Annotated in this window: 13 protein-coding genes; 8 read left to right on the plus strand and 5 right to left on the minus strand. The window is 59.5% G+C overall.

What is annotated here, in order from left to right; all coding sequences use genetic code 11:
* Positions 1-96: 96 nt before the first annotated feature.
* Positions 97-663 (plus strand): nuclear transport factor 2 family protein, encoded by a 567-nt coding sequence (locus Q2T52_RS14240; RefSeq protein ID WP_302077439.1) that lies wholly within the window; start codon positions 97-99, stop codon positions 661-663.
* Positions 664-753: 90 nt separating this feature from the next.
* Here Q2T52_RS14240 and Q2T52_RS14245 read toward each other — a convergent pair whose 3' ends face one another.
* The 4 genes from Q2T52_RS14245 to Q2T52_RS14260 all read right to left on the minus strand — a co-directional run bounded on the left by Q2T52_RS14245 (position 754) and on the right by Q2T52_RS14260 (position 4,620).
* On the minus strand, positions 754-2,262 hold the full coding sequence (locus tag Q2T52_RS14245) for an aldehyde dehydrogenase family protein (protein ID WP_302077440.1): 1,509 nt from the start codon (positions 2,260-2,262) through the stop codon (positions 754-756).
* 93 nt (positions 2,263-2,355) lie between these two features.
* The gene (locus Q2T52_RS14250; protein WP_302077441.1) at positions 2,356-3,198 is read right to left on the minus strand and encodes an intradiol ring-cleavage dioxygenase; all 843 of its coding nucleotides are present in this window, start codon (positions 3,196-3,198) and stop codon (positions 2,356-2,358) included.
* Positions 3,195-4,277 (minus strand): maleylacetate reductase, encoded by a 1,083-nt coding sequence (locus Q2T52_RS14255; protein ID WP_302077442.1) that lies wholly within the window; start codon positions 4,275-4,277, stop codon positions 3,195-3,197. The genes Q2T52_RS14250 and Q2T52_RS14255 overlap by 4 nt, the downstream gene beginning before the upstream one ends.
* Position 4,278: 1 nt before the next feature.
* Positions 4,279-4,620: a Dabb family protein gene (locus Q2T52_RS14260; protein ID WP_302077443.1), complete on the minus strand. Its 342-nt coding sequence runs from the start codon at positions 4,618-4,620 to the stop codon at positions 4,279-4,281.
* A gap of 201 nt (positions 4,621-4,821) precedes the next feature.
* Between Q2T52_RS14260 and Q2T52_RS14265 the strand changes: the two genes are divergently transcribed.
* Both Q2T52_RS14265 and Q2T52_RS14270 read left to right on the plus strand, forming a co-directional pair.
* Positions 4,822-5,757 (plus strand): LysR family transcriptional regulator, encoded by a 936-nt coding sequence (locus Q2T52_RS14265; protein WP_302077444.1) that lies wholly within the window; start codon positions 4,822-4,824, stop codon positions 5,755-5,757.
* Between the two features lie 55 nt (positions 5,758-5,812).
* Complete coding sequence (locus Q2T52_RS14270) at positions 5,813-6,196, plus strand: VOC family protein (protein ID WP_302077445.1); 384 nt, start codon at positions 5,813-5,815, stop codon at positions 6,194-6,196.
* 3 nt (positions 6,197-6,199) lie between these two features.
* On the opposite strand, the gene Q2T52_RS14275 is transcribed toward Q2T52_RS14270, so the two are convergent.
* On the minus strand, positions 6,200-7,222 hold the full coding sequence (locus Q2T52_RS14275) for an AraC family transcriptional regulator (protein WP_302077446.1): 1,023 nt from the start codon (positions 7,220-7,222) through the stop codon (positions 6,200-6,202).
* Between the two features lie 139 nt (positions 7,223-7,361).
* On the opposite strand from Q2T52_RS14275, the gene Q2T52_RS14280 reads away from it, so the two are divergent.
* The 5 genes from Q2T52_RS14280 (at position 7,362) to Q2T52_RS14300 (ending at position 13,684) form a co-directional block, all read left to right on the plus strand.
* A complete protein-coding gene (locus tag Q2T52_RS14280) occupies positions 7,362-8,807 on the plus strand; it encodes an APC family permease (protein WP_302077447.1) in 1,446 nt (481 codons plus the stop codon).
* Positions 8,808-8,935: 128 nt separating this feature from the next.
* A complete protein-coding gene (locus Q2T52_RS14285; RefSeq protein WP_302077448.1) occupies positions 8,936-10,075 on the plus strand; it encodes an ornithine cyclodeaminase family protein in 1,140 nt (379 codons plus the stop codon).
* An 81-nt stretch (positions 10,076-10,156) separates the two neighbouring features.
* Positions 10,157-10,579, plus strand: coding sequence for a RidA family protein (locus Q2T52_RS14290; protein ID WP_302077449.1), 423 nt, complete (start codon positions 10,157-10,159; stop codon positions 10,577-10,579).
* A gap of 44 nt (positions 10,580-10,623) precedes the next feature.
* On the plus strand, positions 10,624-11,919 hold the full coding sequence (locus Q2T52_RS14295; protein WP_302077450.1) for an NAD(P)/FAD-dependent oxidoreductase: 1,296 nt from the start codon (positions 10,624-10,626) through the stop codon (positions 11,917-11,919).
* 295 nt (positions 11,920-12,214) lie between these two features.
* The gene (locus Q2T52_RS14300; RefSeq protein WP_302077451.1) at positions 12,215-13,684 is read left to right on the plus strand and encodes an amidase; all 1,470 of its coding nucleotides are present in this window, start codon (positions 12,215-12,217) and stop codon (positions 13,682-13,684) included.
* Positions 13,685-13,823 lie beyond the last annotated feature (139 nt).

Raw genomic sequence — 13,823 nt, forward strand, 5'->3', positions numbered from 1 at the left:
ATATTACCGCTTGACGCTTATCATGTCGAGGCTAGGATTTTGAAAGATGGCGCGCCCGCTCGAGGGCTTGAAGCGCCCGCGAATAGGATAATCATCATGACGACTGGAAAAGATATCGCGGCGCTGGTGCGTCGTATCGAAACGCTGGAAGCGGAAGCCGATATCCGCCGCATCCAGGCGCGCTACATGTTCCTCTGCGATACGCCCAACCCGGAATTCGGCGTCGCTAACGATGCCGAGCGCATCGATCTGATCATGCAGCTCTATACGGAAGATGCCGTCTGGGAAGGTGTTGGCGAATATTACGACAACCAGTTCGGCCGTGCCGTGGGGGCTGATGCGATCCGCAAGCATTTCCAGGGTTTCTGGGGTGGCAAGACCGATCCGGCGCTGATCCTGAACTGCCATTATCTGACGTCCGAGCAGATCCATGTTCATGAGAACGGCATGACAGCGGATGGCCAGTGGGTGCATATGCAGCCTTGGCTCTTCTCCGACGGCAAGGCGTTGCTCCGCTCCTCGCGCCTCAACAACACGTTCCGCAAGGAGCCGGACGGAGTCTGGAAGATCACCCGAACCCGAACCGAAAACGTCTTCGTCGCCCCCCTGCCCGCCACCTGGGCATCCGACTATCCGTCGAAGTCGGTGCTGATGAAGCCTTGATAGGCCAGGCGGAGCCTGCCGCCTCTCCTTTCCGATATACAAGAAGGGCCGGTTTTCGCCGGCCCTTCCATTTTTATAGCCTGCTGTCCTTCATCGATAGGCAATACAGACCGACTTCGTTTCCAGATAATTCTCCAGCGCGCGGCTGCCGTGCTCGCGGCCGATACCGGATTGCTTGAAGCCGCCGAAGGGCATGTTCTGGTCGGGGATGTTGTGGCTGTTGACCCAGACCGTACCAGCCTGGATTCTCGGTACATAGCGCATGACCTTGTTGAGATCGTTGGTCCAGATGGATGCGCCGAGGCCGTAGCGGGTGTCGTTGGCCTTGGCAATCGCCTCGTCCGCGTCCTCGAAGGGCGTGATCGTGACGACCGGGCCGAAGACCTCGTCCTGCATGAGCGACATGTCCTGGCGGACATCGGTGAAGAGTTCCGGGGCGACAAAGAAGCCCTTGTCCGGTGCGCTGCCGTTGATGACCGGTGTCGCGCCTTGGTCAATGCCGCGCGCGATGCAGGCCTTCACGTGCGCCTGATGTTTTGCGGAAACCAGCGGGTTGATGTGGTTCATCGGATTGAGGCCCGAGCCGATCGCAAGGCTACGCGACACATTGGCGATCACCTCCAGCGCCTTCTCATAGATGCCCTTCTGGGCATAGATGCGGGTGGCGGCGCAGCAGGTCTGCCCGGTGTTGAAGAAGACGCCGATGCCGGCGGCGGTGCCGAGAAGATCGAGATCCATGTCGTCGAACATGACCATCGGGGCCTTGCCGCCGAGTTCCAGCGTCACGCGCTTCATGTCCTTCATGGCCTGAACGCCGATCAGCTTGCCGGTCTCGGTCGAGCCGGTGAAGGTGATCTTGGCAACGCCTGGATGGGCAACCAGCGCCGCCCCAGCCGTCTCGCCCATCCCGGTCACGACATTGACGACGCCATCGGGAAACCCGGCTTCGCGGCACAGCTCCACAAGGCGGATGGACGTCAGCGGCGTTTCTTCGGCGGGTTTCAGGACCACTGTGCAGCCCGCGGCGAGCGCCGGGGCGATTTTCCAGGAGGCCATGTTGAGCGGGAAATTCCACGGGGTGATGGCAGCCACAACGCCGACCGGCTCCTTGCGCGTCTGCGCCTGATACCGCATGCCCGGCGGAATGGCGATCGAGACATCAAGCGTCGAGCCTTCGATCTTGGTGGCCGCGCCCGCCATGTAGCGGAAATATTCAGCCGAGGACTGCACCTCGATCAGGCGCGACAGCATGACCGACTTGCCCTGGTTCAGCGTTTCGAGCTGCGCCAGTTCCTCGCCATTGGCTTCGATGAGGTCCGCGAGCTTCAGCATCAGCGACTGGCGCTGAACCGGCAGCATCTTCGACCACGGCCCTTCGAAGGCCGCTGCTGCTGCCTTGACCGCCTGATCGACATCGGCCGCGTCGCAGGCAGGGGCGTGGGAAAGAACTTCGCCGGTTGCCGGATTGTAGACCGGGTAAGTGGCGCCGGATGCGGCTAAAACGCTCTGGCCGTCTATCAGGGCTTTCGGTGCTTTCAGGAACTCGGCCACGGCAGGCAGAACCGCTTCGACGGCGATGTCGGGTTGCGCTATTCTCATTTGATATCCCTCTGTCGGTTTTTGTTATTGAAATTCGCCCCTTCCGGCGAAAACGAGGATTTCGACAACGGCGCGTTCACGCCGGTCGAAGTTTCACTGCGTCTCCCTGCATAGGAAGAAATCATAGTCCGCGCGCCATGCCTCGCTGACGCTAGCTACCTTGCGGTAATCGACGATCAGCGAGCGCTTGACGCCAAAGACGGCGTCGGAGGCGAGATAGGTGTCGCCAGCCACGAAGAGATGCGTGATCAGGCGCCGGCACCCCGGCGCGGAGACCAGGAAATGCATATGCGCTGGCCGCCAGGGATGCCGGCCTAGGGCGGTCAGCATCTTGCCAACAGGGCCGTCATCCGGAATGGGATAGGAAACCGGCTTGATGCCACGAAAGGCATACGCCCCGTCTGGGCCAGTACGGAACCGCCCACGATTGTTGAACGGCGGCTGGATATCCGGCTGCTGGACGTCATAGAAGCCGTCCTGATTGTCGGACCAAACATCGACGATGGCGTTCTCGATCGGATTGCCATCGAGATCGAGTACATGGCCGCTGTAAAGGCAGATCTCGCCCTTGCCATCAAGGCTGATATTCGTGCCCATTTCGCGTTCCGGCGCGTTCTCGACATGAAAGGGGCCGAACACAGTTGTCTCGGTCGCGCCGTTAGGGTTGCGGTGGTTGATTGCATCGACCAGCATTGAAACGCCCAGCGTGTCAGAAAGAAGAATGAATTCCTGACGGCTGCCGGAACAGATCTGACCGGTCTCGGTGAGAAAATTGATGGCGGTCTCCCACTCCTCTTCGGTCAGTTCCACATCACGAACGAATGCATGCAAGTGTTCGACCAGAGAGGTCATGACCCGGCGTAAGCGCGGCGACGCTTCTGGGCCGATACGTCCGTTGACGACGCTGGCAGATGTGTCTTCGGTAAAATAGCTCATACGGTCTTCCTCCCTTCGACCAGAGGCGGCGCACCGTCGAAGGCGCGCTGCATCAATGTCCGTATTGCTTCCGCCTCCAGCGGTCGCGGGTTCCAGTAGCTGTTAGACATGGCAATTTCGGTTGCCCGGTCGAGCCCGTCGGCTGACATTCCGATTGCGGCAAGGCTGACAGGCGCGCCAACGGCGCGAGCCAGCTCCTGCAGTGCTCGCGCGGGGTCTGCGCCAAGCACGGTTTGCAGTGCAGCCATGGCATCCGGTATGGTCGGGGCGTTATAGGCAAGCGCGTGCGGCAGAACCACAGTATGCGTTTCAGCATGGGGAAGCTCGAAACTGCCCCCCAGCGTGTGGCAGAGCTTGTGATGCAACGCCATCCCGACCGAGCCGAGACAGATGCCGCAAAGCCAGGCACCATAGAGCGCGTCATATCGCGCATCGCGGTCGGCCGGGTCACGGGCGATTTTCGGTAGCGCCGAGGCGAGCGCCTTTACGGCCGCAAGCGCAAGCGTTGAGGTCACTGGATTGCGGTCTCGTGCATAAAGAGCCTCGATAGCATGGGCCATAGCGTTGATGCCGCTTGTGCCCGAAAGGCTGACGGGCAGGCTCATGGTCTGCTCAACGTCGTAAATAACGACCTGCGGCAGGACTTTCGGCGTCGTTTGCGTCTTCTTAAGCCCATTCTCGGTCTCGCCGAGAATTGGTGTCATCTCGGAACCGGCATAGGTCGTGGGCAGAACGATCTGCGGCAGGCCGGTGCGCAATGCAATTGCCTTGCCGAGCCCGGTGGTCGAACCACCGCCAATTGCAACGACGACATCGGCTCCGAGCGTTGAGGCTACTGCAACCGCCTGCTCGCTTACATGGACCGGTGTATGCATGACGGCTCCTGCGAAGACACCTGCTGCCGATTTACCGAGGAGAGACGCCAGATGCTGGGCCTGCTCTTCCTGATGGGGTGTCGACAGGACAAGTGCCTTTGATGCGCCAAGCCGCTCAACCTCACCGGGCAATGTTTCAGTTGTGTCAAAACCAAAAATGACACGCGCCGGGTGGGCGGTGTAAACGAAGCTTTGCCTGCCCATTTCACGCCACCTTGCTCGGGCCGACGGCGTAATCGACCTGATGGCGCGCGATGCGTATTCCTTCCAAGCGCCCGCGAACAGCAAGGTGCGCTGGATGCGACGCATAGGCATCCAAAGCATCCTGGCTATCGAATTCCGTCACAAGCACAACGTCGCAGGCATAGGACGCGCCGCTTGTATCCTCGCCGATCTCCAGGAAGGTCATGCCGGGAATGCTGCCCCGTAATGCCTCGAATTCCCGGCGAATGTGAGCGATTGCATCCGCCTTTTCTTCCGTCGTTGTGCCCGCGACATTCCACATCACGATGTGGCGCATGGCAGATTTGCTCGTAGGAAAGGACATGGCTTTTCTCCGTCAAGCTGATGCAAAGACCTTCGGCTTCTTCATAACCTCTCACCGTCCAATTGCGTGATAAATCATGTTTTGCGGAAAAGTCTGTTGCTGGTTCCGCAATAATTGCCAGCCTTTCTCGGCCGGGCTTGCCATCGGTTGGGAATTATGCGTGAATATTACCGTATTTGAAAGGGCTGCAAGCGTTGGGCCATGGACCGTTTCACGGAACTGGAAGTTTTCACGAGAATTGCTGACGAGGCGAGCCTCACTCGTGCGGCAGACCTCATGGGCCTGTCTGTTTCTGGTGTGAGCCGCTGTCTGACGAGCTTGGAAAACAGGCTTGGGGTCCGTCTGGTACAGCGCACGACGCGCCAGTTGTCACTCACACTGGAAGGCGAGCGATTTGCCTGCAATGCGCGGGAGATATTGGCCACACTCAGCAATGCGGAAGCAAGCGTCAGCGCGGTAGCGGCAGAGCCTCTGGGCACGCTGCGGATCGGCGCATCGCTGTCATTTTCTCTGCTGCATCTCATTCCTGTGATCAGTCAATTCAAGATCGATCATCCCGCCGTCCGTGTCGATCTTCAAGTCTCCAATCGCTATTACGATCTGATAGAGAACGGTCTCGATCTCGCCATCCGCACACGGCGGGTCGAAAGCGACAGCTCCGTCACCATCCGCAAGCTGGCCGAGGTTCCACGTTTGCTCGCCGCGACACCTGCCTATCTGGAACGACACGGCATGCCATCGGATCCAGAGGAATTGTCGCAGCATGCACTGCTTCTTTACACTCTTTCAGACGACTGGGAGCACCTTACCTTCCAGCGCAACGGCATGATGAAACGCTTGCCAGTCAGCCCGGACGTCAGCTGCAATGATGGCCAAGTCCTGCTTCGCGCAGCCTTGAACAATATGGGCATTGTGGTGCAACCGGCATATATCGTGCATGACGAGCTTAAAGCGGGTAGGCTGGTTCCGGTGCTTCCCGACTGGCAACTTCATCCACTCACGATGAACATCGCCTTTCCTACCCGCAACCATCTGCCTGCACGCACACGCCTTTTCATCGATGCTCTGGTCCGCTACGTCCGGGAGAAGGATCTGGAGCGCGTATGGGCAGGTACCACCGATAACAGTTCCGATTAATGCGGATTTCGGTCATGCGAAATCCGCTCTCGTCTCTATTCCGAAGGAAAGCCTCATGTCAGCCACCACTGCCTATGTCGAACACACTGCGTTCTTCGTCCGTGACATTGTGCCCCTCATCGATTTTTTCGCCGAGGTGCTTGGCATGACTGTCACCCAGGTCGATGGCGATGCGCACTCACCCCGACAGGTCTGGCTGCAAGGCGGCGTACAGCTCATTGCCGATCCGGGTTTTGTCGGTCCCGAAGGACGTTTCGGCCATCTGGGTGTCGTGTGCAAGGATGTGCCGGCCGCCATTGAAGCCGCACGCGCACGGGGTGCCGTTTCCACCGCAAAGGGAGAGCACTGGCTGCTTTTGCAAAATGGCCTTCTGCTCGAATTTCTGCCGGAAAAGGACAATGCGGTAGAGATCATCCGCAATCTCGATCCGAGAATATGAAGCCTATTTCCCGGCTCTTGACGGGGCGTGGCCGGTCCAGCTCTTAAAAGCCCGGCCGAACACAGCGCTATCGGCATAGCCAAGCGTTTGTGCAATTTCGGATATCGGCAGTCTCTTGCCGGCGTTAAGAAGATTCGCGGCAAGCTGCTGCCGACACGTCTGCATTAAGTCGCGAACGCTCGTGCCTTCCCGCTCGAGTTGCCGCTGCATTGTCCTGGCATTCATGCCCAATTCTTCCGCCAGAAAACCGACCGTCAGGGAATGACGGCCAACATAATGCTCGATCAACGCCGTCACCTTAGACGTCAAGCTTTGACCAACCTCGGTTTCTCCGATCAGGTCAGCGATATGCCGTTCCAAGATCGCGGCTAGCTCCTTGTTGTCGCTGCGATAAACGCGGGTAATTTCTTCCGTGCGCATGATCATTCGATTGCTCGACTGTCGGAAGAGAACTGGCGCCCGGAAGATCCTGCGTAGAGTATCTGCATCTGCCGGCGCGTCATGCTCAAAATGGATCTCATCCGGCTTCCAGGCGGAGGAAAAGTTCGAGCGCACAAGCTGGCAGCTTGCGGCAAGCGAATATTCCGCATCCTGTCGGCGTGGCCAGATGGATTGATCGGCGATACGATAGGTCCACACGAAGCTGTCACCGTCCTCAACGAAATGCGAACTCGTTGAGTTTTGCAGCGAATTGACAAATTTGGAGATCCGTTCGAACGCGTCCTTGATCGTTGGCGACAACGAAAACAGCACGCCAAGAGGACCGATATCGGCCGGCTTGAAGACCGAGCCAAGCTTCGCGCCAAAGAAGGGGTCGTCCAGCGCCTCCGCCGCATCTTCGAAAAAGGCGATAAACCTTTGCAGGGGTATAACTGCGTAGGGGTCCTCCAAAAGCGATTGCGAGAGCCGATGTCGCGCCAACAGCACGCGTGCCTTTTCCTGCCGTTTGTCGAACTGGTGGATCAGCGGCGTAATTGCCGCCACGCGGATGAAGGCGACATTTCCAGTCCGACGCGCTTGCTTCATGCCACAGCTCCACACCTTGTGAACATTGCGTGAAAAGTGACGTAAATTATCAAATTCGCGGCATGGATTGCAATATTGCAGCGCGAAAATCTTCCCTAGATTTCACAAATAACAATTAAACATATAAATGGGGTTCAATATGCAAACGGGTGAGAGCGCCACCGCGCCCAGCGGTCGGCTAGCGCGCAATTCTGTGGGAATTGCGCATATCGTTTTCTTCGTCGTGGCCGCGGCTGCGCCGCTAACCGCAGTGGTGGGGGCGACACCGCCAGCCTTCGCCTTCGGTAACGGGGCCGGGGTTTCCGGCGCCTTCGTTCTCGCAGGCCTGCTCTATCTGATCTTTTCCGTCGGCTTCACGGCCATGAGCCGTCATATCAGCGGTGCCGGCGCGTTCTACACCTATATCGCCAACGGCATCGGCAAGCCGGCCGGCGTGGCCGGCGCGTTCATCGCGCTACTGACCTACAGCGCCGTGCAGATTGCCGTCTACGGTCTGATCGGCGTTTTCACCAATGGTGCCATGGCATCGTTGGGTCTCGATCTGCCCTGGTGGGTGTGGTCCTTCGCGATCCTCGTCATCACGCATCTCGCCGGACAGCGCAACATCGCCTTTTCGGGTGCAATTCTCGGCGTCTGCATGCTGGCCGAGATGCTGATCCTGTTGCTGCTCGACATCGGCATCATCGTGCATGGCGGCGGTCCGGAAGGCATGAGCGCGTCCGCCTTCATGCCCTCGACGGTCTTTACGCCCGGTCTTGGCGTGTCGCTCGTCTTCGTCGTCGGCTCCTTCATCGGCTTCGAGGCAACCGCCATTTTCGGTGAGGAAGCGCATCGTCCGGAAATCACCATTCCGCGCGCGACCTATCTATCGGTTCTGCTGATTGCAGTCTTCTATGCCTTCTCGACCTGGGCGATCGTGCAGTATTACGGTCCTTCCAAGATCCAGGCGACGGCGAATGGCGCTCTCAACACGCTCTATTTCGACGCAGCTGCAACGGTTATCGGCCCCTGGGCCGCGCATGCGATGAACATCCTGCTCATCACCAGCCTGTTTGCCTGCATCCTGTCCTTCCACAACACGCTGAACCGCTATTTCTTCGCGCTCGGCCGGGAAGGACTTGCTTTCAAGGTTCTCGGTAAGGTGCATGAAGTTCATGGCTCGCCTCATGTCGCTGGCATGCTGCAGTCGGGCATCGCCGCCTTCTTCCTCGCCGCCTTCGCCATCACCGGACAGGACCCGTTCGCGGTCGTCTTCTCCTATATGTCGGCGCTCGCGGTGCTGGGCATCCTGTCAGTGCAGGCTCTGGTATCCATTGCCATCATCATGTTCTTCCGCAAGGATAACAAGGGTTACGGCCCATGGAGGACCACGATCGCGCCTTTCCTGGCGCTCATCGGCCTCGCTGGTGCGATCGTCCTCGTCATTGCCAACCTGGGTCTCCTCGCCGGCGCGTCGAACATCGTAGTCGACTCTTTCCCAGTCCTCGTCGTGCTGATTGGCACGGTCGGAGCCTCCTTTGCCCTGTCGATCAAGAAGGCAAGCCCCGAGCGCTACGCCGCTCTCGGCCGTGTCTTCGCCGACTGAGAACGATATGGGGCATGGCGCAAAGCCATGCTCTCCACCTCTTAACAGAAACCGTCACATGCCAACCCGCCCGCAGCCGCAGTGCTTAGGGGCGGGCCAGCGAAGCCTTACCCGAACGAGAGTAAATCATGACCGAGAATACCAAGATCGACTTCATCTATCTCTCCGAGCAGGACATGATCCGCGCCGGCGTCACCGAAATGCCGGCCTGCGTCGATGCCATGGAAGAAATGTTCGGCCTGCTCTATCACGGCGATTACCGCATGGCGGGCCCGAACAGCGATAGCCACGGCGCAGCCATCAGCTTCCCGGAAAACTCGCCCTTTCCGGACATGCCGAAGCCGACGGCTGATCGGCGCTTCATGGCCATGCCCGCCTATCTCGGCGGCCGTTTCCGCACCGCGGGCATGAAGTGGTATGGCTCCAACATTGAGAACCGCGAGAAGGGCCTACCGCGCTCGATCCTCATGTTCTGCCTCAACGATGCCGATACCGGCGCGCCGCTCGCCTTCATGTCGGCGAACCTGCTCTCGGCCTATCGCACCGGCGCGATCCCGGGCGTCGGCGCCCGCCATCTGGCGCGCAAGGATTCCCGCGTCGTCGGCATTCTTGGCCCGGGTGTGATGGCGAAGACGACGCTCGCCGCCTTCATCGCCGCCTGCCCGAATATCGATACGGTCAAGGTCAAGGGCCGCGGCCAGAAGAGCCTCGACAGTTTCCTGTCCTGGCTGAAGGAAACCTATCCGCAGGTCACCAAGGTCGAGCTGGTCGACACGATCGAGAACGTCGTGCGCAATTCCGACCTGGTCACCTATTGCAATTCCGGTGCGGTCGGCGATCCGTCCACCTATCCGATGGTGAAGCGCGAATGGGTCAGCCCCGGCACGTTCCTCGCCATGCCGGCGCTCTGCAATATCGATGAGGGCATGGAAAGCCCGGATGTCCGCAAGGTCGTAGACAATACGGGCCTCTACGACGCCTGGTTCCACGAGCTCCCGAAGCCTGCACATGTGCACGTGCCGATCATCGGCGTGAAGTTCCTAGACATGATCGCCGAGGGCCGGATGAGCCGCGACCAGCTGGAGGATATCGGCAAGATCGTCGCCGGCGATGCGCCCGGCCGCAAGAACGAGGACGAGATCATCATCATGTCGGTCGGCGGCATGCCGGTGGAAGACGTTGCCTGGGGCACAATCGTCTACCGCAACGCCATCGAACGCGGCATCGGCGTCAAGCTCAACCTCTGGGACGTCCCAGTCCTGCGCTGACCTCCAGCGCCACCTTGGCCGGGTGACGCGCCCTGAGCGTCCGCCCGGTCCCCTTTTCATCAATTCGCGTAAGGAGCGATCATGACCAAGATCGTGAAGATCAAGACCGGTTCGAGATTCGAGGACCATGGCAGCTATTCCCGCCTCGTTGCGGTCGATAACTGGATTTTCGTGTCCAATACCGCAGGCCGTAATCCGGACACAAAGGAAATCCCCGAGGATGTCAGTGCGCAGACGCATCAAGTCTTCGCCAATATCGAGCGGGCCCTTCAAGCCGTTGGCGCAAGCCTCGCCGATGTCGTCATGTCCCGCGTCTTCATCCAGGAGCCGAAGGACACCGAAACTGTCATGACCATTGTCGGCGAGAAGTTCCGGGGCACCGATCCGGCCTCGACCGTGACCTGCCCGCCGCTCGGCTCGACCGTCTACAAGGTCGAAATCGAAGTGACGGCCTATCGCGGTGCCTCCACGTCCGAGATCGAAAAGCGCACCATTTCCCTCTGACGGCGGGCCGCGCCCGCCTTCCCACTTTTCCAAGGACGATTGCCATGGCTCCCGCGATTACACCGGTTCAGACCTCGCCCGATTTTCCGAAGGAGACGACCGTCGTCGTCATCGGCGCGGGGATCGTCGGCCTCACGGCGGCACTGACGCTGGCGGAGCGCGGCATTCCGGTCGTCGTGCTCGAAAAGGGCAGAGTGGCTGGCGAACAGTCGTCGCGCAATCTCGGCTGGTGCCGCAAGATGGGCCGCTCGGCGCCCGACGTGCCGATGGCGGTCGCCGCCGACCAACTCTGGGCGGAGATGCCGCAGCGTGTCGGCGTCGATGTCGGCTATCGCCAGGCCGGCATCATGTATCTCGCTCGCACCGAGGCGGAGATGGAGATGCATCGCGGCTGGATGAAATCGGTGAGTGACCTGACGCTGGATTCGAAACTGCTCAGCGCCAGCGAAATCGACGGGCTGGTTCCCGGTGGCAAGGGTCAATGGGCCGGTGGCATCTTCACCGCCTCCGACGGCCGCGCCGAACCGACGCTGGCGCCGAGCGCAATCGCCAATGCAGCCGCGCGTCTCGGCGTGAAGATCGTCGAGAACTGCGCCGTCCGCACGCTGTCGCGCACGGGCGGGAAGGTAACCGGCGTCGTCACCGAGCGCGGCGAAATCCGCTGCGATCAGGTCCTGCTCGCTGCCGGCCTCTGGTCGCGCAAATTCCTCGCCAATCTTGGTATCTCCTTGCCGACGCTGCCGCTCGTCTCCTCCGTCATGCGCACCGCCCCGATGGACGGTCCGACCGACATTGCGGTCGGCGGCCCCGACTTCTCCTTCCGCAAGCGAAGCGACGGCGGCTATACCGTGACGCAGCGCGGCGCCCTTGGCGCACCTCTCATGCTTGACCATCTACTGATTGGCTTGCGCTACCTGCACATGTTGCGCCATCAGCGGAGCCTGCTGCGCATCAACCTCGGCAAGGATTTCCTCAACGATATCAGGCTGCCGCGCCGCTGGGGCCCGAAGAGTGTGTCCCCGTTCGAGCGCATCCGCACGATGGACCCGCAGGCGGACGAAAGTATCAATGCCGAAGCGATCCGCAATCTTGTCGCAGCCTGGCCGGTCTTCAAGAATATGGTGGTTCAGGACGTCTGGGCCGGGATGATGGATATCACGCCGGACTCACTGCCCGCCATTGAGCGTATCGACAGCATTCCGGGCTTCACCATCGCTACCGGCTTTTCCGGCCACGGTTTCGGCACCGGTCCGGCGGCCGGCCAACTCGCCGCCGATCTTGTTACCAATGCCCCGCCGATCCTTGATCCGGCGCCCTACAAGCTGAAACGCTTCGGCTGACGCTGGATCCGCGCACTCACATGAAACAGCCTGCTATCTATACCGCAAAGGTATGCTTTTACACGGAAAATGTCTTAGACTCACCCGTTTAAATCCTATGAAGTCCATGACGCGCTGATCGCGGGAGTGGCCGCCAAATTTCCCGCCGGTGAATTCCACCCAACCATGGGAATGTTCGCCGATTTACACGCAAAAAATCGAGAGCCCGTATCTCCAAACCGGTGTCTGAGGCTGAAAGCAGCTGATGGCATGCAGGAGATACGCTCCAATATCGAATAACTCCGGAGGTAATGGCATGTATAAAGACAACATTGTTCCAGCAAACGAAGCGACGCACGTGGCAAAAGCAGACAGAACGTCTAATGCTGGAGATCTATGGAGCTGGAGCGCTGAGGATCTGGCCGCAGCCATCAAGCGCAAAGATATCACCAGCCGCGAAGCGACGCTGAGCGCCTTGGAGCGTATCTCGGATGTCAACCCAAAGATCAATGCGGTTGCGGAAGTGCTCGCAGAAGAAGCCCTGAGGGCGGCTGATGCGGCAGATGCAGCGGTGCAGCGAGGAGAACATCTCGCCATCCTCCATGGCGTGCCGGTAACGACGAAAATCAATGTTGATCTGGCCGGGCACGCAACGACGAATGGTGTCCTCGCCTTCAAGGATAAGCTGGCCGCGACCGACAGTCCGCCGGTTAAGAACTTCCGTCGTTCTGGCGCTGTGATCATTGGCCGAACAAATACCCCGAGCTTCTCATTCCGCTGGTTCACCGAGAATGACCTCCACGGCCGTACCTATAACCCTTGGGATAAGGCGCACACGCCGGGCGGATCAAGCGGCGGTGCAGCCTCCGCGGTAGCTTCAGGCATTGGCGCTTTGGCGCATGGCAACGACATTGCCGGATCGGTGCGGTACCCCGCCTATGCGTGTGGCGTTCTGGGCCTTCGACCAACTTTTGGACGCATTCCGAGCATTGCCGAATATGGGCGTGGTGTGACAGCGGCGATCATGGCCGTCGAGGGCGTTTTGGGCCGCTCAATCAAGGATGTCTCAATCGGATTGGAAGCTATGGTCTTTCCGGATGCAAGGGATCCTTGGTACGTACCGGCGCCCCTCTCTTTCGCAGGCGCTGACGCACCTTGCAAAGTTGCCTTGTTTTCCGGCAATGCCACATACAAGCCCGACGCTTCGGTGGCTGCCGCACTCAAAAATGCCGCAGAGGCACTGACCGCAGCGGGATATGTTGTCGAGGAAATCGAACTTCCCGATTTTGCGGAAGGCCAGGATCTCTGGTCGCAGTTGGTGATCAACGAATGGCGCGACACCCTCGGCGCGGCAGCCATGCAGCTGGGCGATGACCGCATCAAAAGAAAATTCCAGGACTGGTCCGATCTTGTTCCGCGTATCTCAGTCACCGAATTCTCCGCCGCCATGTGCGTCCGTGAACGCATTGCAATTGCGTGGCAACATCTTCTGGAAACGCATCCTGTCATTCTGATGCCGAATTCCTGGGAGCTGCCAATGATGCTGGATCGCGATCAGGGCGGCCTGGATGCGATCCGCGAGATCCTTCATATCCAGTCCCCCATGCTTTTGCCTGCGCTATTGGGTTTGCCCGGATTGTCCGTACCCACTGGCCTTTCCAATGGCGTGCCCGCTGGTGTACAAATCGTGGCAGGTCGTTTTCGGGAAGATCAATGCCTTGCAGCAGGACGCGTCATTGAGGCTGCCCACCCGATGCAGACACCGATCGATCCCCGCGGATTTTAGGAGGACCGTTCTCCAGCGGCCATTTTGATCTAGGCTTGATGCATGGGAATGGCCAAATTAGCCTGCTGTTCCCATGCCATTGCATTGACAGTTTCGTGTGAAGACATGCTGTTGTTACAGGCACTTTTCGTCCAATATC

Source organism: Rhizobium oryzicola, assembly GCF_030504645.1.
Classification (GTDB): Bacteria; Pseudomonadota; Alphaproteobacteria; order Rhizobiales; family Rhizobiaceae; genus Neorhizobium; species Neorhizobium oryzicola.